The 22,286-nt window shown below is 72.9% G+C and carries 15 protein-coding genes and 2 pseudogenes; 11 read left to right on the forward strand and 6 right to left on the reverse strand.

The genetic code is table 11. The annotated features are described in order from the left end of the window. Positions 1 to 18: 18 nt before the first annotated feature. Together NI25_RS05090 and NI25_RS05095 are read left to right on the forward strand one after the other, a co-directional pair. Positions 19 to 2,119 (forward strand): annotated as a pseudogene (locus tag NI25_RS05090) (MMPL family transporter). Between the two features lie 293 nt (positions 2,120 to 2,412). After that, positions 2,413 to 3,813, forward strand: a complete 1,401-nt coding sequence (locus NI25_RS05095) for a glycoside hydrolase family 16 protein (RefSeq protein ID WP_061441297.1) — start codon at positions 2,413 to 2,415, stop codon at positions 3,811 to 3,813. A gap of 79 nt (positions 3,814 to 3,892) precedes the next feature. Here NI25_RS05095 and NI25_RS05100 read toward each other — a convergent pair whose 3' ends face one another. Continuing rightward, entirely contained in the window at positions 3,893 to 4,822 is a 930-nt protein-coding gene (locus tag NI25_RS05100) for a helix-turn-helix transcriptional regulator (RefSeq protein ID WP_061441298.1), read from the reverse strand. A 157-nt stretch (positions 4,823 to 4,979) separates the two neighbouring features. Here NI25_RS05100 and tkt point away from each other — a divergent pair, with 157 nt between their 5' ends. From tkt to NI25_RS05140, 8 genes are all read left to right on the forward strand, one after another. Beyond that, the gene (gene tkt / locus NI25_RS05105; protein WP_061441299.1) at positions 4,980 to 7,064 is read left to right on the forward strand and encodes a transketolase; all 2,085 of its coding nucleotides are present in this window, start codon (positions 4,980 to 4,982) and stop codon (positions 7,062 to 7,064) included. A gap of 41 nt (positions 7,065 to 7,105) precedes the next feature. After that, positions 7,106 to 8,251 (forward strand): transaldolase, encoded by a 1,146-nt coding sequence (tal, locus tag NI25_RS05110; RefSeq protein WP_061441300.1) that lies wholly within the window; start codon positions 7,106 to 7,108, stop codon positions 8,249 to 8,251. Further along, positions 8,248 to 10,026 (forward strand): glucose-6-phosphate dehydrogenase, encoded by a 1,779-nt coding sequence (gene zwf, locus NI25_RS05115; protein WP_061441301.1) that lies wholly within the window; start codon positions 8,248 to 8,250, stop codon positions 10,024 to 10,026. The genes tal and zwf overlap by 4 nt, the downstream gene beginning before the upstream one ends. Then, positions 10,023 to 10,958 (forward strand): glucose-6-phosphate dehydrogenase assembly protein OpcA, encoded by a 936-nt coding sequence (opcA, locus tag NI25_RS05120; RefSeq protein ID WP_054101838.1) that lies wholly within the window; start codon positions 10,023 to 10,025, stop codon positions 10,956 to 10,958. Before zwf ends, opcA begins: the two co-directional genes overlap by 4 nt. Next, the gene (gene pgi, locus NI25_RS05125) at positions 10,951 to 12,603 is read left to right on the forward strand and encodes a glucose-6-phosphate isomerase (protein ID WP_061441302.1); all 1,653 of its coding nucleotides are present in this window, start codon (positions 10,951 to 10,953) and stop codon (positions 12,601 to 12,603) included. The genes opcA and pgi overlap by 8 nt, the downstream gene beginning before the upstream one ends. A 1-nt stretch (position 12,604) precedes the next feature. Then, positions 12,605 to 13,486, forward strand: coding sequence for a phosphogluconate dehydrogenase (NAD(+)-dependent, decarboxylating) (gnd, locus tag NI25_RS05130; protein ID WP_061441303.1), 882 nt, complete (start codon positions 12,605 to 12,607; stop codon positions 13,484 to 13,486). Between the two features lie 56 nt (positions 13,487 to 13,542). Then, positions 13,543 to 15,027: a hypothetical protein gene (locus NI25_RS05135; protein ID WP_061441304.1), complete on the forward strand. Its 1,485-nt coding sequence runs from the start codon at positions 13,543 to 13,545 to the stop codon at positions 15,025 to 15,027. Between the two features lie 125 nt (positions 15,028 to 15,152). After that, a complete protein-coding gene (locus NI25_RS05140; protein ID WP_061441305.1) occupies positions 15,153 to 16,385 on the forward strand; it encodes a serine hydrolase domain-containing protein in 1,233 nt (410 codons plus the stop codon). 20 nt (positions 16,386 to 16,405) lie between these two features. Here NI25_RS05140 and ribA read toward each other — a convergent pair whose 3' ends face one another. Beyond that, positions 16,406 to 17,068, reverse strand: coding sequence for a GTP cyclohydrolase II (gene ribA / locus NI25_RS05145; protein WP_061441306.1), 663 nt, complete (start codon positions 17,066 to 17,068; stop codon positions 16,406 to 16,408). Positions 17,069 to 17,150: 82 nt separating this feature from the next. Between ribA and NI25_RS37235 the strand changes: the two genes are divergently transcribed. Further along, positions 17,151 to 17,909 carry a creatininase family protein gene (locus tag NI25_RS37235; protein WP_078884508.1) on the forward strand — a complete coding sequence of 253 codons (759 nt, stop codon included), beginning with the start codon at positions 17,151 to 17,153 and terminating at the stop codon, positions 17,907 to 17,909. 482 nt (positions 17,910 to 18,391) lie between these two features. Here NI25_RS37235 and NI25_RS40595 read toward each other — a convergent pair. The 4 genes and pseudogenes from NI25_RS40595 to NI25_RS05170 form a co-directional block, all read right to left on the reverse strand. Beyond that, a pseudogene (locus NI25_RS40595) lies at positions 18,392 to 19,333 on the reverse strand (lysylphosphatidylglycerol synthase transmembrane domain-containing protein); the annotation flags it as partial. Further along, the gene (locus tag NI25_RS38300; RefSeq protein WP_061441307.1) at positions 19,306 to 20,634 is read right to left on the reverse strand and encodes a hypothetical protein; all 1,329 of its coding nucleotides are present in this window, start codon (positions 20,632 to 20,634) and stop codon (positions 19,306 to 19,308) included. The pseudogene NI25_RS40595 and the gene NI25_RS38300, both read right to left, overlap by 28 nt. Beyond that, positions 20,631 to 21,839, reverse strand: coding sequence for a glycosyltransferase family 4 protein (locus NI25_RS05165; protein ID WP_233520678.1), 1,209 nt, complete (start codon positions 21,837 to 21,839; stop codon positions 20,631 to 20,633). The genes NI25_RS38300 and NI25_RS05165 overlap by 4 nt, the downstream gene beginning before the upstream one ends. Next, complete coding sequence (locus NI25_RS05170) at positions 21,836 to 22,234, reverse strand: 6-pyruvoyl trahydropterin synthase family protein (RefSeq protein ID WP_061441308.1); 399 nt, start codon at positions 22,232 to 22,234, stop codon at positions 21,836 to 21,838. The genes NI25_RS05165 and NI25_RS05170 overlap by 4 nt, the downstream gene beginning before the upstream one ends. Between the last annotated feature and the right edge of the window lie 52 nt (positions 22,235 to 22,286).

Below are 22,286 nucleotides of genomic sequence, written 5' to 3' on the forward strand. Positions count from 1 at the left end.
CCGCCGGGAGGGACCACCGTGCTGTCCACACTCGCCCGGGCGGCGACCCGCCGCCCCTTGACCGTGATGCTCCTGTGGGGCCTCTTCCTGCTGCTCGGCTTCGGCCTCGGCACGGGCGTGTTCGGGAAGCTCTCCGACGACGTGCCCGACGTCCCGGGCACCGAGTCCCAGGTCGCCGCCGACCACCTGGACGGCCTCGACCCGGCGGGTGACTCGATCACCGGGGTGGTGGAGGCCGCCGTCGCGGACCCCGCCGTGCGCGGCGAGGTGCGGCGGGCCGTGGCCGACCTGCGGGACGTCGCGGGGGTCGCCGAGGTGCCCGACCCCTACGCCACTCCCGGGCTGGTCGCCGAGGACGGGCGGGCACTGATCGTCTCCGTCACCCTGGAGGGCGGACTCGGCGACGACGCCGAGGAGTCGGCGGTGGACCAGGCCTCCGGCCGGCTGCACCAGATCGCCGGGAGTGGGGTGTCCGGGGTCCACGTCAGCGGCGGACCGCTGCTGGGGCAGCAGCTCGGCGAGCGCGCCCAGGAGGACGTGAAGAACGCGGAGTTGATCTCACTGCCGGTGGTGCTGGTCCTGCTGCTCGTCGTGTTCGGGGGGCTGCGCGCGGCCGGGCTGCCGTTGCTGGTGGCGGTCGCCGGAATCGCGGGCGCGTTCCTCGCGCTGTTCGGCTTCAGTCGGTTCACGGACATCTCCGTGTACGCGATCCAGGTCACGACGATGCTGGGACTCGGCCTGGCGGTGGACTACGCCCTGCTGATGCTGGTCCGCTTCCGTGAGGAGCGGCGGCACACCCCGGACGTGGCCGAGGCCGTGCACCGTACGGTCGCGGCGGCCGGGCGGACGGTGCTGTTCTCGGGGCTGACGGTGGCCGTGAGCCTGGCCGGGCTGCTGGTCTTCCCGAGCACGTTCCTGCGCAGCATGGGGCTCGCGGTGGCCGCGGTGGTCGTCGTCGACATGCTGGCCGCGCTGACACTGCTGCCCGCGCTGCTGGCCCGGTTGGGCGGCCGGATCCCCCCGGCGAAGGCGCGGCCGGAGGAGGAGGGCCGGCTCTTCGCCCGCCTCGCACGCTTCGCCGCCCGGCGGCGGGTGGCCGTCCTCGCGGTGGCCGTCCCGGCACTGCTGGTGGTGGCGCTTCCCGTCACCGGCCTGACCATCAACCTCGGGGACGCGCGACAGCTCCCGAAGAGCACCGAGGCCCGGCAGTTGTACGACGCCGTCGAGGCGCACTTCCCGCCGGGCACCGGCGTCTCACCGGTCACGGTGGTCCTGCGGCCCGGCACCGACGCCGCTACGGCCGACCGGATCCGCGCCCTGGCTCCGGGCACCGTCGACCGGGATCTGACCGGTGGCACGAGGGTGCTCGAACTGCCCGCGGGAGGGCCGGCCGACGGCCACCGAACTCGTCGAGCGGGTGCGGGACCTGCGGGGCGACGCGCCCGTACAGGTCACGGGCGCCGCGGCCCAGCTCGTCGACTTCCGGCAGATGCTCGCCGACCGCGCGCCCTGGGCGGCGCTGACCGTCCTGGCGGGGATCTTCGTGCTGCTGTTCGCGTTCACCGGGTCGGTGCTGCTGCCGCTGCGCACCGTCGCGACCACGCTGCTCAGCCTCGGGGCCGCGCTGGGCGCGGTGGTGTGGGTGTTCCAGGACGGCCATCTCGCCGGGCTGATCGGCGCTGAGGGGCTGGGCGCGCTGAGCCTGACGGCGCCTCCGCTGATCATCGCCATCGCCTTCGGACTGGCCATGGACTACGAGCTGTTCATCCTGGCCCGGATGCGTGAGGCCCGGGAGCGGACCGGGGACGACCGGGAGGCCGTGGTGACCGGCCTGCGCCGTTCCGGCCGGGTGGTGACCTGCGCGGCGCTGCTCCTCGCGGTGGTGTTCGGCGCCTTCATGACGGGCGGTTTCTCCCCGATCCTGCAGATCGGGCTCGGCCTCACCCTGGCGGTGCTGATCGACGCCACGGTCGTCCGGATGCTGCTGGTACCGGCCACGATGGCGCTGCTCGGCCGCCGCGCCTGGTGGGCGCCGAAGCCGCTGCGCCGGGTGCACGACCGGTTCGGGGTGCGCGAGGAGGCCGCCGCCCCGGCTCCGCCGCGGCCCGTGGTGCGCTGAGGCACCGGGCACGCGGGCCGGCCGTGGTGCTCCCCGACGGGGGTGGGGAGGACCACGGCCGAGGCGCGGGCCTGGACGCACGCCCACGCCCGGCACTTTCGTGACGTTCACGACGTTCACGGGCTGAACTCCCCGGCGTGGTAGGGACTTTCTCGGCTTCACCTCTTGACGGCGGCGGCGACCGGGAGCACATTGGCCGCACTCTGAGAGCGCTCTCAGAATCACGACCTCCTCCCCTCGGAGCGCACTCGGGCGCACCGCTTCCCACTCCCGCATCGAGAGGCGACCCCCACATGAGTCAGACATCCGGCAACCCGCCCAGACGCCGGCCGCTGCGCCGGGCGCTGGTGGCCGTCGTCGGCACGCTCGGTCTCGCCGCGGCGGCGACGGCCGTGACGGGTCCGTCGGCGGGCGCGGCCGTGCCTCCGCCCCCGTCCGGCTGGACGCAGGTCTTCGCCGACGACTTCGACGGCGCGGCGGGCTCCGGCGTGAACACCGCGAACTGGCAGTACGACACCGGCACTTCGTATCCCGGCGGGCCCGCCAACTGGGGCACCGGCGAGATCGAGACGATGACCTCCTCCCCGAGCAACGTCTCGCTGGACGGCAACGGCAACCTGCGCATCACCCCCCAGCGCGACGGCGCCGGCAACTGGACCTCGGGCCGCATCGAGACCAGGCGCGCCGACTTCGAGCCCCCGGCCGGCGGCAAGCTGCGCGTGGAGGCCCGCATCCAGGTCCCGAACGTCACCGGGGCAGCGGCCAAGGGCTACTGGCCGGCGTTCTGGATGCTGGGCGCGCCCTACCGGGGCAACTACTGGAACTGGCCGGGTGTCGGCGAGATCGACATCATGGAGAACACCCAGGGCCTCAACACGGTCTGGTCCACGCTGCACTGCGGCACCTCTCCCGGCGGCCCGTGCAACGAGACCAGCGGCATCGGCGGCAACACCCCGTGTCCCGGCACCACCTGCCAGGCGGGCTTCCACACCTACCGGGTGGAGTGGGACCGCTCGACGAGCGCCGAGGAGATCCGCTTCTACGTCGACGGCAACAACTTCCACACCGTCCGCGAGAACCAGGTGGACGCGACGACGTGGGCGAACGCCACGAACCACGGCTACTTCATCATCCTCAACGTGGCGATGGGCGGCGGCTTCCCGGACGCCTTCGGCGGCGGTCCGGACGGCGGCACCCAGCCCGGCCACTCCATGCTCGTGGACTACGTCCAGGTGCTGTCGGCCGGTGGGAGCGGTACCACGCCGCCCCCGACCGGCGGGGACCGCGACGCGTACAGCACCATCGAGGCCGAGTCGTACGACGCCCAGTCCGGCACCATGACCGAGGGCACCTCCGACTCGGGCGGCGGGAGCAACCTCGGCGCCCTCGCGAACGGCGACTGGGTGCAGTACAAGGGCGTGAAGTTCGGTTCGAGCGCGGCGACCCAGTTCAAGGCCCGGGTGGCGAGCGGCGCTGCCGCCGGGGTCAGCGGTCTGGTCGAGGTGCGCCTGGACAGCCGCGGCAGCACGCCGATCGGCAGCTTCGCGGTGGGCAGCACGGGCGGCTGGCAGTCCTGGCGCACGATCCCGGCGAACATCGCCTCGGTGACGGGCACCCACGACGTGTACCTCACCTTCACCAGCGGCCAGCCCGCCGACTTCGTGAACGTGAACTGGTTCGCCTTCGGCCACTGAGCGGCCACCGACCCCCCGCAGGAGAGGCGAAGGGGCTCCACGCACCGTGGGGCCCCTTCGTCGTGCCGTGCGGCCTTCCTCAGCGCAGCTCCGCCCGGAAGGCCGCCGGGGTCTGCTCCGTGTGCTGCTGGAAGAACTTGGAGAAGTTCGCCGCGTCCGGGAAGCCGACCGCCGCGCCGACCCGGCCGATCGGCATCTCGGTGTGGGCGAGGAGGCGTTTGGCCTCCAGGACGACGCGCTTGTCGATGAAACCCTTGGGCGTCTCGCCGGTGGCGGCGCGCACCGCGCGCACGAGGGTGCGGCGGGAGTAGCCGAGCGCGTCGGCGTAGGCGCTGACGCTGTGGTTGGTGGCGAAGCCCCGCTCGACGGCGTCCCGGAAGAGGGTGAAGGTGCTGTCCCCCGGCGGGTCCGCCCGCCCCTGCCGCGCGGCGCTCGCGGAACTGGCCGCGAGGTGCGCGAGGCGCAGCAGGAACGCGGAGAGCGTGTGGCGCAGCACGGCGGTGTGCAGGCTCAGCGGGAGCGTGGTCGCGTCCTCGTACTCGCGCCGCAACTGGTCGAGCGCCGCCGTCAGTCCGGCGAGGCGTGCCTCGTCGGGGTGGAGCAGGGGCGGCAGGTCGTAGCGGTAGAGGCCGGTGGCCTCGACGGTGGCGCGGGGCAGGAAGCCGGGCTGCATGGTGAGCACCGTTCCGCGGTACTCGCCCTCCGGCGCGAAGCGGTGGACCTGGCCGGGACGGATCCACAGCAGATCGCCGGCCGACGCCTCGTACTCGGCGAAGTCGATCATGTGACGGACCGGGCCGCCCGTGAAGAGCATGACGATGTGGAAGTCGATGCGGTGGACGCGGTGCAGCGGGGCGTGCGCGTGCCAGGTGCGGCCGTCCCCCATGGGCCCGACCTGCATGCCGACACCGAGGAGGCTGAGATCGACCGGGAAGGGGAACGTTCTGATCCCGTCACCGCCGTCGGCGCCTCGGCCGTCGTCACCGTCTTGGATGTTTTCGTCCGCCATGTCCTTCTCGCGCCGTCCCGCCCGTACGCCCCGCGGCCGGGGCGTGTCCCAGTTTCACCACAGGCTGACACACCACGACCTTCACTCTCAAAAGTCAGACTTTTAAGTTTGAAGGCGTCAGACCAGCCACTTCGCTCCGACAGAGGATTTCTTGAAGATGAGCACGCAGACAACGGACGGCGCGGACCGCTTCGAATGGACCGAACTCGACCGGCGTGCCGTCGACACCGCCCGGGTCCTCGCGGCCGACGCCGTGCAGAAGGTGGGCAACGGCCACCCGGGTACCGCGATGGCGCTCGCCCCGGCGGCGTACACGATCTTTCAGAAGATGATGCGTCACGACCCCGCCGATCCCGAGTGGACCGGCCGTGACCGCTTCGTCCTCTCCCCCGGCCACACCTCGCTGACCCTCTACACCCAGCTCTTCCTCGCCGGGTACGAGGTGGAGCTGGGCGACCTCGAGGCCTTCCGCACGCACGGCTCGAAGACGCCGGGCCATCCCGAGTACGGGCACACGGCCGGCGTGGAGACCACGACCGGTCCGCTGGGCCAGGGTGTGGCCAACGCGGTGGGCATGGCGATGGCCGCCCGCTACGAGCGCGGCCTGTTCGACCCCGAGGCCGCCGAGGGCGAGTCGCCCTTCGACCACACGATCTGGGCGATCGTCAGCGACGGCGACCTCCAGGAGGGCGTGTCCGCCGAGGCGTCGTCGCTGGCCGGTCACCAGAAGCTCGGCAACCTCGTCTTCCTCTACGACGACAACCACATCTCCATCGAGGGCGACACCGCGACCGCGTTCTCCGAGGACGTGCTGAAGCGGTACGAGGCCTACGGCTGGCACGTGCAGCGCATCGAGCCCGCCGAGAGCGGCGACGTGGACGTGCACGCGCTGCACGCGGCGCTGACGGCGGCGAAGGCCGAGACCGGGCGCCCGTCCATCATCGCCATGCGCACGATCATCGCCTGGCCCGCCCCGAACGCCCAGAACACCGAGGCGTCCCACGGCTCCGCCCTCGGCCCGGAGGAGGTCGCCGCGACCAAGCGCGTCCTCGGCTTCGACCCGGAGCGGTCCTTCGAGGTCGCCGACGAGGTCCTCGCCCACACCCGACGGGCCCTGGACCGGGGCGCCGAGGCGCACGCCGCCTGGGACAAGCGGATCGCCGCCTGGCGCGACGCCGCCCCCGAGCGCGCCGAGCTCTTCGACCGCGTGGTCGCCGGCCGGCTGCCCGAGGGCTGGGAGGACGCCCTGCCGGTGTTCGAGACCGGCAAGGCGGTCGCGACCCGTGCCGCCTCCGGCAAGGTCCTCCAGGCGCTCGGCCCGGTGCTGCCCGAACTGTGGGGCGGCTCCGCGGACCTGGCCGGCTCGAACAACACCACCATCGACAAGTCGTCGTCCTTCCTCCCGGCCGGCAACCCGCTTCCCGAGGCCGACCCGTACGGCCGCACCGTCCACTTCGGCATCCGCGAGTTCTCCATGGCCGCCGAGATGAACGGCATCGCCCTGCACGGCAACACGCGGATCTACGGCGGCACGTTCCTGGTCTTCTCCGACTACATGCGCAACGCGGTCCGCATGTCCGCACTGATGCAGCTGCCGGTGACGTACGTGTGGACGCACGACTCGATCGGCCTCGGCGAGGACGGCCCCACCCACCAGCCGGTCGAGCACCTGGCTTCCCTGCGTGCCATCCCCGGCCTCAACGTCGTCCGCCCGGCCGACGCCAACGAGACGGCGACCGTGTGGGCCGAGATCCTCCGGCGGCACTCCACCCACCCGGCGCCGCACGGCCTCGCCCTCACCCGCCAGGGGGTGCCGACCTACGCGCCGAACCCGGACGCGGCGCGCGGCGGGTACGTCCTCGCCGACGCCTCCACCGGCACTCCGGACGTCGTCCTGATCGCCACCGGCTCCGAGGTGCAGCTGGCGATGGCCGCGCGGGAGGCGCTGGAGGCCGAGGGCACGCGCACGCGCGTGGTGTCGATGCCGTCCGTGGAGTGGTTCGAGGAGCAGCCCCGCGCGTACCGCGAGAGCGTGCTGCCGCCGTCCGTGCGGGCGCGGGTGGCCGTGGAGGCCGGGATCGGTCTGACCTGGCACAAGTACGTCGGGGACGCGGGCCGCATCGTCTCCCTGGAACACTTCGGCGCCTCCGCCGACGCGAAGACCCTGTTCACCGAGTTCGGCTTCACCGCCGATCACGTGGCCGCCGCCGCCCGGGAATCCCTGGCCGCCACCCGCGGCTGATCACACCGGATCCCATCCCGATCCGACCGCAGAAAGAGAAGATGATCACTGTGACCGAAGCAACCGCCTCCGCGGGAGCACTGCAGCGCCTGGCCGACCAGGGGGTGTCCGTCTGGCTGGACGATTTGTCGCGGCGGCGGATCGAGTCCGGCAACCTCGCCGAGCTGGTCCGGACGAAGAACGTCGTCGGCGTCACCACCAACCCGTCGATCTTCCAGGCCGCCATCGGCTCCGGCGAGGGCTACGAGGAGCAGCTCGCCGACCTCGCCACCCGGGGCGTCACCGTGGAGGAGGCGGTCCGGATGATGACCACCGCCGACGTCCGCGCCGCCGCGGACGTGCTGCGCGAGGTGTACGACGCCACCGGCGGCCGGGACGGCCGGGTCTCCATCGAGGTCGACCCGCGTCTGGCCCACGACACGCGGGCCACGGTCGCCGAGGCCAGGCAGTTGGCCTGGCTGGTCGACCGGCCCAACGTGATGATCAAGATCCCGGCGACGCGGGCCGGCCTCCCGGCGATCACGGAGGTCGTCGGCGCCGGCATCAGCGTCAACGTCACGCTGATCTTCTCCCTGGAGCGCTACCGCGAGGTCATGGACGCCTACCTCACCGGTCTGGAGAAGGCGCGGGCGGCCGGGATCGACCTGGCCGGCATCCACTCGGTGGCGTCCTTCTTCGTCTCCCGCGTCGACAGCGAGATCGACAAGCGCCTGTCGCTGCTGGGCACGGACGAGGCGCTCGGCCTGCGCGGGAAGGCAGCGCTGGCCAACGCGCGACTGGCCTACGAGGCGTACGAGAACGTCTTCGCGGGCGACCGTTTCACCGCCCTCGCGGGGGCCCGCGCCAACCCCCAGCGTCCCCTGTGGGCGTCGACCGGGGTGAAGGACCCGGCATTCCGGGACACCCTGTACGTGGAGGAGCTGGTCGCTCCCGGCACCGTGAACACGATGCCGGAGGCCACCCTGGACGCCACCGCCGATCACGGCGAGGTCCGGGGCGACACGGTCACCGGCGGGTACGCCCAGGCCCGGGCCGACCTCGCGGCGGTGGAGCGGCTCGGCGTGTCGTACGACGAGGTGGTGGAGCAGTTGGAGCGAGAGGGCGTGGCGAAGTTCGAGGCGGCCTGGGACGACCTGCTCGCCGCCGTGACGAAGTCCCTCGACAGCAAGGGAGTTGACGGGGAATGAGCGAGGAGCTTCCCGCTGGGGCGCCCCAGGAGACCAAGGCGACGAAGGAAGCCAAGGAGACCCGGACGGCTCAGGACGCGGCGGGACCGCTGCACGCCGAGGAGGCCGAGGAGGCCCGCGCCGCCGGGACGGCGAAGGCGTCCGGGCGGGCGAAAACTCCCCGGAACGCGAAGAAGTCCGCGACGGACCGCGCCGCCAAGGGGGCGAAGGGCAAGGGCGCGGCCGCGGAGGGCGTCGAGCCGGCGGCACCGCTCGACTGGAGCAACCCGCTGCGGGATCCCCAGGACCGCCGTCTGCCCCGTATCGCGGGCCCCTCCGGGCTGGTCATCTTCGGCGTCACGGGCGACCTCTCCCGCCGCAAGCTGATGCCGGCCGTGTACGACCTGGCCAACCGCGGCCTGCTGCCGCCCGGCTTCTCGCTGGTCGGCTTCGCCCGCCGGGACTGGGAGGACCAGGACTTCGCCCAGGTGGTGCACGACGCGGTCAAGGAGCACGCGCGCACGCCGTTCCGCGAGGAGGTCTGGCAGCAGCTCTCCGAGGGCATGCGGTTCATCCCCGGCGACTTCGACGACGACAACGCGTTCGAACAGCTGCGCAAGGCCGTCGACGAGCTGGACGCCTCCCGCGGCACCAGCGGCAACTACGCCTTCTACCTCTCCGTGCCGCCGAAGTTCTTCCCGAAGGTCGTCCAGCAGCTCAAGAAGCACGGGCTGACCGACGCGCCGGACGGCTCCTGGCGCCGCGCGGTGATCGAGAAGCCGTTCGGCCACGACCTGGACAGCGCCCGCGACCTGAACGCGCTGGTCCACGAGGTGTTCGATCCGGAGCAGGTCTTCCGCATCGACCACTACCTGGGCAAGGAGACCGTCCAGAACATCCTGGCGCTGCGCTTCGCCAACCAGATGTACGAGCCGATCTGGAACCGGTCCTACGTGGACCACGTGCAGATCACCATGGCCGAGGACATCGGCATCGGCGGCCGGGCCGGCTACTACGACGGCATCGGCGCCGCCCGGGACGTCATCCAGAACCACCTCCTCCAGCTAATGGCCCTCACCGCCATGGAGGAGCCCGCCGCCTTCGACGCGCGGTCGCTGCTCACCGAGAAGCTGAAGGTGCTGCGCGCCGTGCGGCTGCCCGACGACCTGGGCGAGCACACGGTGCGCGGTCAGTACGCGGGCGGCTGGCAGGGCGGCGCGCAGGTGCCCGGCTATCTGGAGGAGGAGGGCATCGACCCGGCCTCCACCACCGACACCTACGCGGCGATCAAGCTGGGCATCGACAACCGCCGCTGGGCGGGCGTCCCCTTCTATCTGCGCACCGGCAAGCGCCTGGGTCGGCGGGTCACGGAGATCGCCGTCGTCTTCCAGCGCGCCCCGCACTCCCCCTTCGACTCCACCGCCACGGAGGAGCTGGGCGAGAACGCGATCGTCATCCGCGTCCAGCCCGACGAGGGCATGACGGTGCGGTTCGGCTCCAAGGTGCCGGGCACGTCGATGGAGATCCGGGACGTGTCGATGGACTTCGCCTACGGCGAGTCGTTCACGGAGTCCAGCCCGGAGGCGTACGAACGGCTGATCCTGGACGTCCTCCTGGGTGACGCGAACCTGTTCCCGCGCCACCAGGAGGTGGAAGAGTCCTGGCGGATCCTCGACCCGATCGAGGAGTACTGGGCCTCGCACGACAAGCCCGCGCAGTACGCGTCGGGCGGCTGGGGACCGCGGGAAGCCGACGAGATGCTCGCACGAGACGGACGGAGCTGGCGCAGGCCATGAGGATCGACCTGACCGACACCACGGCAAGCAAGATCAACAAGGCGTTGGTGCAGGGCCGCCGGGCCATCGGCACCCCGGCCGTGGGCATGGTGCTCACGCTGGTCATCGTCACGGACGAGGAGAACGCCTACGACGCGATCAAGGCCGCCGAGGAGGCCTCGCACGAGCACCCCTCGCGCACCCTGGTCGTCATCAAGCGCCACCCCCGCAACCTGCGCGACCGCACCCGCTCCCACCTCGACGCCGAGGTCCGCGTCGGCTCCGAGGCCGGCACCGGCGAGACTGTCGTCCTGCGCATGTACGGCGAGGTGTCCGAGCACGCCGACTCGGTGGTGCTGCCGCTGCTGCTGCCGGACGCGCCGGTGGTCGTGTGGTGGCCGGTGGAGGCGCCGGACAACCCCGCGAAGGACCCGCTGGGCGCGCTGGCCCAGCGCCGGATCACCGACCTGTACACGGTCGAGCGGCCGATGGAGGTGCTGGAGCGCCGGGTCCGCGCCTACGCGCCCGGCGACACCGACCTCGCCTGGACCCGGCTGACGCTGTGGCGCTCGATGCTGGCCGCGGCCCTGGACCAGGCCCGGGTGCCGGTGACCTCCGCGGTCGTGGAGGCCGAGGCGGACAACCCGGCCGCCGAGCTGCTGGCCCGCTGGCTGGAGGCCCGCCTGGGCGTCCGCGTGGACCGCGTGATCACCGACGGACCGGTCGTCACGGCCGTCCGCCTGGGCACGGCGAACGGCGAGATCGTCGTCGACCGTCCGGAGGGCCCGCTCGCCACGATGACTCTCCCGGGGCAGCCCCCGCGCTCCGTCGCCCTGAAGGTGCGCCCCACCTCCGAACTGATCGCCGAGGAGCTCAGGCGCCTCGACGCCGACGAGATGTACGCCGTCGCCCTGCGCGGCGAGGCCGGCAAGGAGACCCCCGTTCATGTCTGACACCCCCAAGCTCAACCAGCGGCCCCAGTGGACCGCGCTCGCGGACCACGCCAAGGGCGCGGTGCCCCGCGCGGACCTGCGCGAGCTGTTCGACCGGGACCCCGGGCGGGCCGAGCGGTACGTCGTGCGCGTCGGCGACCTGCGCATCGACTACTCGAAGCATCTCGTCACCGACGAGACGCTGCGACTGCTGCGCGAACTGGCCGATGCGACCGACGTGTTCGGGCTGCGCGACGCCATGTTCCGCGGTGAGCGGATCAACATCACCGAGGACCGGGCGGTCCTGCACACCGCGCTGCGCGCCCCGAGGGACGCGGTGATCGAGGTGGACGGCGAGAACGTCGTTCCCCAGGTCCACGCGGTGCTCGACAAGATGGCCGGCTTCGCCGACCGGGTCCGCTCCGGCGAGTGGACCGGCCACACGGGCAAGCGCATCAAGAACGTCGTCAACATCGGCATCGGCGGCTCCGACCTGGGCCCCGCGATGGCCTACGAGGCGCTGCGCGCCTTCACCGACCGCTCCCTCACGCTGCGGTTCGTCTCCAACGTGGACGGCGCCGACCTGCACGAGGCGGTCCGGGACCTGGACCCGGCCGAGACGCTGTTCATCATCGCCTCCAAGACCTTCACCACCATCGAGACGATCACCAACGCCACCTCGGCGCGCTCCTGGCTGCTGGCCGGCCTCGGCGGCGACGAGAAGGCGGTCGCGAAGCACTTCGTGGCCCTGTCGACGAATGCCGGGAAGGTCGCGGACTTCGGCATCGACACGGCCAACATGTTCGAGTTCTGGGACTGGGTCGGCGGCCGGTACTCCTACGACTCGGCCATCGGCCTGTCCCTGATGATCGCCATCGGCCCGGACCGCTTCCGCGAGATGCTCGACGGCTTCCGCATCGTCGACGAGCACTTCCGCAACGCCGAGGCCCCGGCCAATGCGCCGCTCATCCTCGGTCTGCTGGGCGTCTGGTACGGCGACTTCCTGGACGCGCAGTCGCACGCGGTGCTGCCGTACAGCCACTACCTGTCGAAGTTCACCGCGTATCTCCAGCAGCTCGACATGGAGTCCAACGGCAAGTCCGTCGACCGCGAGGGCAATCCCGTGGAGTGGCAGACCGGGCCGGTGGTCTGGGGCACGCCGGGCACCAACGGGCAGCACGCCTACTACCAGTTGATCCACCAGGGCACGAAGCTGATCCCGGCGGACTTCATCGGCTTCGCCCGCCCGGTGGCCGAGCTGAGCGACGGACTGAAGGCCCAGCACGACCTGCTGATGGCCAACTTCTTCGCCCAGACCCAGGCCCTCGCCTTCGGCAAGACCCCCGACGAGGTACGCGCCGAGGGGGTGCCCGAGGAGCTGGTCCCGCACAAGACCTTCCGCGGCAACCACCCCACCACGACGATCCTGGCCGCCGAACTGACCCCGTCCGTCCTCGGCCAGCTGATCGCCCTCTACGAGCACAAGGTGTTCGTCCAGGGCGCGGTCTGGAACATCGACTCCTTCGACCAGTGGGGCGTCGAACTCGGCAAGGTGCTCGCCAAGCGGATCGAGCCCGCCCTCACCGACGGCTCGGAAGTCCCGGGCCTGGACGCCTCCACCAAGGCACTGGTCGCCGCCTACCGTGAACTGAAGGAAGTGCACTGACATGGAGATCGGTCTCGTTGGTCTCGGCAAGATGGGCGGCAACATGCGCGAGCGTCTGCGCAACGCCGGCCACACCGTCGTCGGATACGACACCAATCCCGAACGGGCCGACGTGGACAGCCTGGTCGAGCTCGTCGACCGGCTGGAGCGGCCGCGCGCGGTCTGGGTGATGGTCCCGGCCGGCGGCGCCACCCAGCACGTCATCGACCAGCTGGCCACGCTGCTCAAGCCCGGGGACACCGTCATCGACGGCGGCAACTCCCGCTGGACGGACGACGAGAAGCACGCCGAGGAGCTGGGCAAGCGCGGCATCAACTTCGTCGACGCGGGCGTCTCGGGCGGCGTGTGGGGACTGAAGAACGGCTACGCCCTGATGGTCGGCGGCGACAAGGAGACCGTCGACGACCTCAAGCCGATCTTCGACGCCCTCAAGCCCGACGGCCCCTACGGCTACGTCCACGCGGGCAAGGTCGGCGCCGGGCACTTCTCCAAGATGGTCCACAACGGCATCGAGTACGCCATGATGCAGGCCTACGCCGAGGGCTGGGAGCTGCTGGAGAAGGTCGACTCCGTGGACAACGTCCGCGAGGTCTTCCGCTCCTGGCAGGAGGGCACCGTCATCCGCTCCTGGCTGCTCGACCTGGCGGTCAACGCCCTGGACGAGGACCACCACCTGGAGAAGCTGCGCGGGTACGCGGAGGACTCCGGCGAGGGCCGCTGGACGGTGGAGGCGGCGATCGACAACGCGGTGCCGCTGCCCGCGATCACGGCCTCCCTCTTCGCGCGGTTCGCGTCCCGCCAGGACGACTCCCCGCAGATGAAGATGATCGCCGCGCTGCGCAACCAGTTCGGCGGGCATGCCGTGGAGTCGGCCAAGAAGTAGGCGGCGCCGAGGACGCGTTGACGTGATCGGCCGGTTCGGGTCAGAGTCCCTCCCTGATGGAGATCAACGACCTGACACCGGCCGAGTCGCGTCTGTGGCGGGCGTTCGCCTCGGGCACCGACGTGGACTTCCGCGGCACCGGCAGCGGCCCCACCGCGGCGGACTCCGACGACCCCGCCGACGGCCGCACCTGGGGTTCCGAGCGGACCGTGCGCGCGAGTGTGCTGCGCTCCCTGCTCCTGGACGGCCCGCGGGAGGAAGGCCGGGTCGCCGCACTCACTCTCGCCGGGGCGCGCGTCACCGGGCAGCTGGACCTTCAGCACGCGACGGTCGACCACCCGGTGCGCCTGCGGCACTGCCACTTCGACGAGGCACCCAGGTTCTACGGGGCCCGGCTGCGTGAGCTGAACCTGAGCGAGTCCGTGCTGCCCGGGCTGATCTCGCACGCCGTGCGGGTGGAGGGCGTACTGCGGCTGACCCGGGCCCGGTTCGAGGGCATGGTGCGGCTCGCGGGGGCGGAGATCACGGGCAGCCTGTACCTGGAGGGCACCCGCATCGAGGCCCCGGACACCGAGGGCCCGGTGCTCCAGCTCAACCAGGCCGTGCTGGGCGCCGACCTGTGGGCGCCGGGGCTCAGCACCCGCGGTTCGGTACGGCTCACCGGCGCCTCCGTCACGGGCACGGTGAACCTCCGGGACGCCCGACTCGACGCCGCCGGCGGCACCGCCCTGGACGCGCAGAACCTCGTCGTCGGCTCCGGCGTCGGCGCCTCGTGCCTGCGCGCCCGCGGCCGGGTCGACTTCCGCGGCGCCCGCGTCCCGGGGACCCTCGACCTGCTGCACGCGAGCCTGTCCTCGACGGGCGGCACCGCGCTGCGCGCGAGCAGCTGCGTCATCGGCGAACTGTGGCTGCGGCGCGGCGACCGGATCGAGGGCGCCCTCAACCTGCGGCGCTCCCAGATCGACCTGCTCACCCTCGACACCGGGAAACTCCCGTCCGAGGTGTATCTCGGCGACCTCACCTACACCGCCCTCGCCCCGCACGAACCCGCCCAGCGGCGGCTGCCCATGCTGGAGCGAGACGGCGACGGCTTCGTGCCGTATGCCTACGAGCAGTTGACCGCCTCCTACCGCCGGATCGGCGACGACGACGCGGCCCGGCTGGTGCAACTGGCCAAGCAGCGCCGGCGGCGGCGCACCCTGCCCTGGTACGGCCGCCTGTGGGGGCATCTGCAGGACGTCGCCGTCGGCTACGGCTTCCGTCCGCTGCGCGCGGGCGGCTGGCTGCTGTCGCTGCTCGCGGTCGGCTCGGTCGCGTACGGCCTGCATCATCCACCGCCGCTCAAGCCGGCCGAGGCCCCGGACTTCAACCCGGTGTTCTACACGCTGGACCTGCTGCTGCCGGTGATCTCCTTCGGCCAGGAGAGCGCCTTCGCGCCCGAGGGCGGGTACCAGACCCTGTCGTACGTCCTGATCCTCATGGGATGGATCCTGGCCACCACCGTCGTCGCCGGTGTGACCCGCACCGTCAGCCGCCAGTGACACCGGCACCCGAGCGCCGGCCGCGAGCCGACGCGTCTCGGGTTCCGGGGGTGCGCGCGTTCCGGGGGCGCGAGTGCGGGGTATGCCAGACCCACCCCGAAGAACGATCAAGGAGAACGATGGCGATGCCACCCCTGCGGCAGGAGGTCGACGCGGGTGCGGCCGGGCTGGACCCCGAGGCACTGGACCGGCTCGACCTGCACTTCGCCCGGCAGGTCGACGAGGGACGGCTGCCCGGTTTCCTGGTGGCCGTCGCCCGCGGCGGACGCGTCGCCCACCTGACCGTGCACGGCCTGCGGGACGTCGCCGCCGGGCTGCCCGTCACGGCGGACACCCTGTGGCGGATCTACTCCATGACCAAGCCCGTCACCGCGGTGGCCGTGCTGATGCTGCTGGAGGAGGGCCGGCTGTCGCTCGACGACCCGGTGCACCGGTACCTCCCGGCCTTCGCCGAGCCCCGGGTGTACGTGGCGGGGCCCGCGGACGACCCCGTCACCCGGCCGACCGCCGGGCCCGTCCGCGTCCGCCACCTGATGACCCACACCGCCGGACTGACCTTCGGCTTCTACCACACCCACCCGGTCGACGCGCTGTACCGGGCGTCGGGCCTGGAGTCGTCGGTGCGGCCGGGCGCTGACCTGGCGGAGACCGTCGATCTGTACGCCTCCCTGCCGCTCCAGTTCGAACCGGGCACGCAGTGGAACTACTCGGTGGCCAGCAATGTCCTCGGGCGCCTGGTGGAGGTGGTGTCCGGGCAGCCGCTCGACGCGTTCTGCGCCGAGCGGATCTTCGGCCCGCTCGGGATGACGGACACCGGATTCCACGTCACCGACGAGCAGGCCGGCCGGCTGGCCGAGCTCTACGGCGAGACGGACGACGGCGGCATCGAACCGGTCCCCGGCCTGCCGCTGAGGGGCGGCCGGCCACGGTTCCTGTCGGGCAGCGGCGGCCTGGCCTCCTCGGCGTACGACGTGCACCGCTTCGCGGAACTGCTGCGGCGCCGGGGCGAACTCGACGGCGTCCGCCTGCTCTCCCCCGCGACGGTGGACCTGATGACCCGCAATCACCTGCCCGGCAACGCCGACCTGCGCGCCTTCGGCAGCCGCCCGGCGCACGACCGGCCCGGCAACGACGGGGTCGGCTTCGGTCTCGGCGTCTCCGTGGTGATCGACCCGGACCGCACCCAGGCGCCCTCCGGGCTCGGCACGTACGGCTGGAGCGGAGTGGCGACGACCACCTTCTGGGTCGATCCGGGCCGCGACCTGACGGTGCAGTTCCTGACCCAGGTGCGGCCGAAGTCCTCGCACACGGTCTACCCGGACCTCAAGCGGCTGGTGGCCGCCGCCGTGACGGACTGACCGCCCCGCCCCTCTCCTGCTCAGGACGACACGTGCGCCACCGCGTCGAGGTGGGGCAGGTGGTGGTCGAGCCGTTCCCGCTTGGTGCGCAGGTAGGTGATGTTGCTCTCGCACGGCGGTATCAGCAGCGGCACCTGCTCGCTGACCCTGATGCCGTGCCGCACCAACGCCTCCCGCTTGCGCGGGTTGTTGGACATCAGGCGCACGGAACGCACACCCAGGTCACCCAGGATGCGGGCGGCCACACCGTAGTCGCGGGCGTCCACCGGCAGGCCGAGGGCCAGGTTCGCCTCCACGGTGTCCAGGCCCTCCGCCTGCAACGCCATCGCGCGCAGCTTGGCGAGCAGCCCGATGCCGCGCCCCTCGTGCCCGCGCAGATAGACGACCACCCCGCTTCCCGCGACGGCCACTTCCCGCAGCGCGGCGGCGAGTTGGGGGCCGCACTCGCAGTGCTGGGAGCCGAAGGCATCGCCCGTGAGGCACTCGGAGTGCAGCCGGGTGAGCACGCCGTCCGTGCCGGGCTCGCCGTGGACGAGGGCAACTTGCTCGTCACCGCGCTCGTGGTCGAAATAGCCGTACGCGCGGAATTCCCCGTACACGGTGGGCAACGGCGTCACGACCACCCGTTCCACGTCCGTCCGCTGCGACGCCTTCTTGGCGAGTACACCAATTTTTTCCGTCATGATTCTCGCGTTCCTCAACAGATCAACGGATGCTCTAATGGCTCAACAGTTCTTGTCGACCGAGACGAAAGGCCGTGCGGAAATGGATGTCTCACTGGTGCCGGCGGACACGACCGAGGACGTGCGCGGGCGGGGCGCCGGAGCGCCGCGTCAGGTGGCGGTGCTGCCGGTGGGGAGTTACGAGCAGCACGGGCCGTACCTTCCGCTGGCGACGGACACGCTCGTCGCCTGCGCCGTGGTCCGGGAGATCGCCGCCGCGTATCCGGTTCACCCGCTCCCGCCGGTGACGATCGGCTGCTCGCACGAGCACGCGGACTGGCCGGGAACCGTCAGCATCTCCGCGACGACCCTGCACGCCGTGGTGCGCGACACGGCCGACTCGCTGCGCCGCTCGGGTGTCGACGCCCTGGTGGTGGTGAACGGCCACGGCGGCAACTACGTCCTGGGCAACGTCGTCCAGGAGGCCGGCGCGCGCGGCGAGCGGATGGCGCTGTTCCCGTCCGCGGAGGACTGGGAGGAGGCGCGGGAACGGGCGGGGGTGACCACCTCGCTGCTCACCGACATGCATGCGGGAGAAATCGAGACCTCCATTCTTCTGCACACGCATCCCGAATTCGTCCGGCCCGGTTACGAGGCCGCCGATTTCGTCGCTGACGACCGGCGTCATCTGCTCTCCCTCGGTATGTCCGCCTATACCGATTCCGGTGTCATCGGGCGTCCGTCACTCGGTTCGGCGGAAAAGGGGAAGGAACTGCTGGCGAGTCTCGCGGATTCCTTCGGGGCGTATTTCTCGGTCCTCACGGCGGCGGACGTGCCCCGGCAGGGGGGTGAGCGCGGGTAGGGCCTGCCGGGGTCGGGAGCGCGCCGCGGCGGGAGGCCGTCCGGCGCGGCCCCGGGGGCGAGGACGCCCTCGGCGGGATGGGTGGGGGCGTCGGCCGGGCGGGCGGGGCCGTCGGCCGGGCGGGCGCTTGTCCCGTCCGCCGGGCGGGCGCTTGTCCCGTCCGCCGGGCGGGCGCTTGTCCCGTCCGCCGGGCGGGCGCTTGTCCCGTCCGCCGGGCGGGCGCTTGTCCCGTCCGCCGGGCGGGCGCTTGTCCCGTCCGCCGGGCGGGCGCTTGTCCCGTCCGCCGGGCGGGCGCTTGTCCCGTCCGCCGGGCGGGCGCTTGTCCCGTCCGCCGGGCGGGCGCTTGTCCCGTCCGCCGTACCTGCGGCCGCTGCCGACCCCGCACGCGTCCCGCCGTACCAGCGCACGACGAGCACGACGGCGCCGGGCAGGCTCGCGACGAAGCTGAGCACCCCGTACACGGCGGCCACGCCCAGCCCGGTGCCGGCTCCGAGTCCGGCCGCGCCGAACGCCCAGGCGGTGACCCCCTCCCGGGGGCCCCAGCCGCCGACGTTCAGCGGCAGCGTCATGGCGAGCAGCGCGAGCACGGCCAGCGGTGTCAGTACGGAGACGGAGGCGGCGCTGCCGGCCGCCCGCGCTGCCAGGAGGAACATCGCGAGGTACCCGGCCAGGACGACGGCCGACGACACCGCTACCCGCGGCAGGTTCCGCCGGGACAGCAGCGCTGCGCGCGCCTCGGCGGGCATCGCACGCGGGAGCCTCTCACGGGCTGGTGCGGGGGCCCGGTTCATGCGCAGGGCGAGGAAGACGGCGAGCGCCCCGGCCAGTGCCATCCCCACGAGCGGCGCCGCGTGCCGGGCCCCGGCCCGCACCGGGGACGGCATGGTGAGCAGCACCACGACCGCGAGGAGGGTCAGCGCGACCTGTCCGGCGACGCGTTCGAGGACGACGGACCGCACTCCGCGCCCCAGGTCACCGACGCGGCGCCCGTGCCGCACCGCGCGGTGCACGTCGCCGAGGACGCCGCCGGGGAGGGCGGCGTTGAGGAACAGCGCACGGTAGTAGTCGGCGACGGCCGGGACGAGCGGCAGCCGGATGCGCAGCCCGCGGGCCACCAGGGCCCAACGCCAGGCGCTGCACACGGTGGTGACGAGCCCGATGCCGAGCGCCGCCAGGAGCGTGGGCGCGTCGATGCCGCGCAGCCCGCCCAGGAGGGGACCGGCCCCGGTCCGCCACAGGAGTACACCGAGGATGGCGACGCCGGCGAGAGTCCCCAGACGGGTGCGCAGGGCCCGGCGCCGGGGAGGCGTGTCGCCGTTGCCGTCGGTCGTCGTGGTGTCCCGGCGCGGGGCCGTCGGCACGGGTTCGGCTTCCGCCGCCACCGTCGTCGGTGCGCTCACGAGGCCCCGCCCGTCGGCCGGCACAGCGCCAGCAGGTCGGTGTGGTGGACGACGACGCGCAGCTCCCCCGCCGCACAGGCGGCCAGGCGCTCCGCCAGGTACCGGCCGGCCGGCTCGCGCAGTCCGGGTCGCTGTTCCACGGCCGCGCCGACCCAGCCCCGCAGCCACTGCTCGGCGAGCGCGGCCTCGCCCGGTCCCAGCCGCCAGGGGCTGGGGTGCGCCCGTACGGTGGCACCGTGCGCGGCGAAGGCCTCTGCCGCCGAGGTCACCGCGTCGGGACCGAGCAGGCCGGTGCGCCGCTGGTGGTCGTTGAACGCCTCGGTGATCTCGGCGTCCAGGGGGTGTGCGGGGGCGAGTTCGACCCGTCCGGCGACGGAGAGCGTCAGCAGCGCCGGGCAGCCTGCGGCGGCGCAGGCGGCGGCGAGGGTGCCCAGCTCCCCGGCGGTGAGCACGTCCAGCAGAGCGGATGCCGTGACCAGTCCGGCGCCGGCCAGGGCGTCCGGCGTGAGGCGGGCGAGGTCACCGCGCCGGGTCTCGACGGTGACACGGCTTCCGTCCGCCGCCGAACGCGGGGCGGCGACGGCGGCGAAGTGCAGGAGGTAGGGGTCGCGGTCGTGGAGCACCCAGTGCTGGGCGCCGTCGAGAAGCGGAGCGAGCCAGCGTCCCATCGAGCCGGTGCCGCAGCCCAGGTCGTGCACGACCAGTCCGTCCGCCCGGCTCGGCAGGTTGGCGAGCCGGATGCGAAGCGGATCGAGCAGATCGTGCGCCCGCGCGGCGGCATCGGCGGGCTCACGCAGCCGCAGCCACGCGGGCGCGTACCGCGGCGGGTCGTCGGGGCGCCCGGCGCCGGCCGTGGCGGGTCCGGCCGCGACGGGTTCGCGGAGGCGGAGGGTGGCTCGCTCCACGGCGGACCCGTCGGGGCCGTCGGTGCCACGCCCGGTGCCCGCCCGGACGGGCTGCGCGGTGGGTTCCTCGGCGACCGCCGCGGTCCGGTCGGCGGCACCGCGCTCGGCGGTCCCTTCAGTCCGCCGGTCCGTCCCGTCCTCGTCGCCCGTGTCCGCGGGGTCGGTGTGCTCGCAGGAGCGGCCGACGGACCAGGCGTCCGGCTGACCGGCGGCCGGGGCGGGCCCGGTGGGCAGGTCCGCTCGCTGTCCCCGCGGTCGCCCCGCGAACGGCTCCGCCGGTCGTGGCGTCGGCGGGCGTGGCGTCGGTCCGTCGCCGGCCGGTCCGGCGCCGGGGAACACGCCGTTCGCCGACTCGGCGGCGTCCTGGGGGCCGGGCTGGGCCGGAATGGCTCCCGCGGCCGGTGCCGTCGTCTTCCTCATGCCGCTTCCCCCGGTTCGTCCGGCAGTCGGCGCAGTACGGCGGACAGGCTCCGCGCGGTGGCCGCCCAGCCGTTCAGGGCCGCGCGGCGCCCCCGAGCCGCCGCCTTGAGCCGGCGCCGTACGTCCGCCTCGCCGAACCAGCCGCGCAGTTCGGCGGCGAGCGCGACGGGGTCCTCCGGCGGAACGAGGATGCCGGGCACCCCGCCGTCGGGCGCCCGCCCCACCGCCTCCGGGAGGCCGCCGACGTCCGTGGCCAGTACGGGGATGCCGCGCGCGAGTGCCTCGGTCACCGCCATGCCGTACGTCTCGGCGTACGAGGTGAGGACCATGAGGTCGGCGGTGGCGTAGGTGGCGTCGAGCTCCGCGCCCGACCTCGGCCCGGCGAGCACCAGCCGCTCCTCCAGACCGTGCCGCACGATCAGCGACCGCAGCCGCCCGACGTACTCCGGGTCGTGCCCGAGCCCGCCGACGCACACGCAGCTCCACGGCAGGTCGGCGACCGCCGCCAGCGCCTCCACGAGCCGGTGCTGGCCCTTGCGCGGGGTGACGGCGGCGACGCACACCAGCCGGGAGACGCCGTCGGTGCCGGGCGCGAGGGGCGAGATGTCGGCGCCGGGCGCGGCGACGTGGACGCGGGCCGGGTCCAGCCCGTGGTGGGCGACGAGCCGGCGCACGGCCCAGTCGCTGGTCGCGACGACCGCCGGGACGGCACGCAGTACCGCACGCTCGCGGGCGTCGAGGTCGGCGGCGACGGCCGGGTCGAGGCCGGTCTCGTCGCCGAGCGGGAGGTGGACCAGGACGGCCATGCGCAGCCGCTCCGCCTCCGGGACGACGACCTCGGGCACCCCGCAGGCGACCAGTCCGTCGAGGAGGACGACGGCACCGTCCGGCAACCGGCGCAGGAGGCGGGCGAGTTCGGCGCGGGCGGCGTCGTCCGGCCGGGGCCAGTCCCCGTCGACGGGGAGCCCGCGCACCCGCCAGCCGAAGCCGGGCAGGTCCAGCCGCACGCGGCGGTCGTAGGCGTTGCCGCCGCTGGGGGCGGCCGGGTCGTCGACGCCGCCCGGCATGACGAAGTGCACGGGGCGCAGGGACATGGGGACGATTCCGCCGTTCCTCGGGGCGGCCGGCGTCTGTGCGGGCACGTAGGCGAGACGGGAGCGCGCCGCGGTCGTGGGAACCACCGGCTCGGTGGACGTGTCGGTCACAGCGCACGCTCGTAACTCGCCCAGGCGACGTGCGACTCGTGCAGGGTGACGGTGAGACCGGCCAGACCCTTGGCGGCCTCGCCGAGCGCGCCCTTGTGCACGCGCTCGGCCAGCCGGTCGGCGATGACCTTGGCGAGGAACTCGGTCGAGGTGTTGACGCCGGCGAAGTCCGGTTCGTTGTCGAGGTTGCGGTAGTTCAGCTCGCTGACGACGGCCCCCAGCTCCTGGGTGGCCAGTCCGATGTCGACGACGATGTTGTCCTGGTCCAGCTGCTCGCGCCGGAAGGTGGCGTCCACCAGGAACGTCGCTCCGTGCAGGCGCTGCGCGGGCCCGAAGACGTCGCCGCGGAAGCTGTGGGCGATCATGATGTGATCGCGGACGGTGATGCTGAACAACGGACGACCCTCCAGGTGTGGCACGTCTGGTCCCCCGCCCGTCGCTGCGCGG

Source organism: Streptomyces sp. CCM_MD2014 (genome assembly GCF_000772045.1).
Taxonomy (GTDB): Bacteria; Actinomycetota; Actinomycetes; order Streptomycetales; family Streptomycetaceae; genus Streptomyces; species Streptomyces salinarius.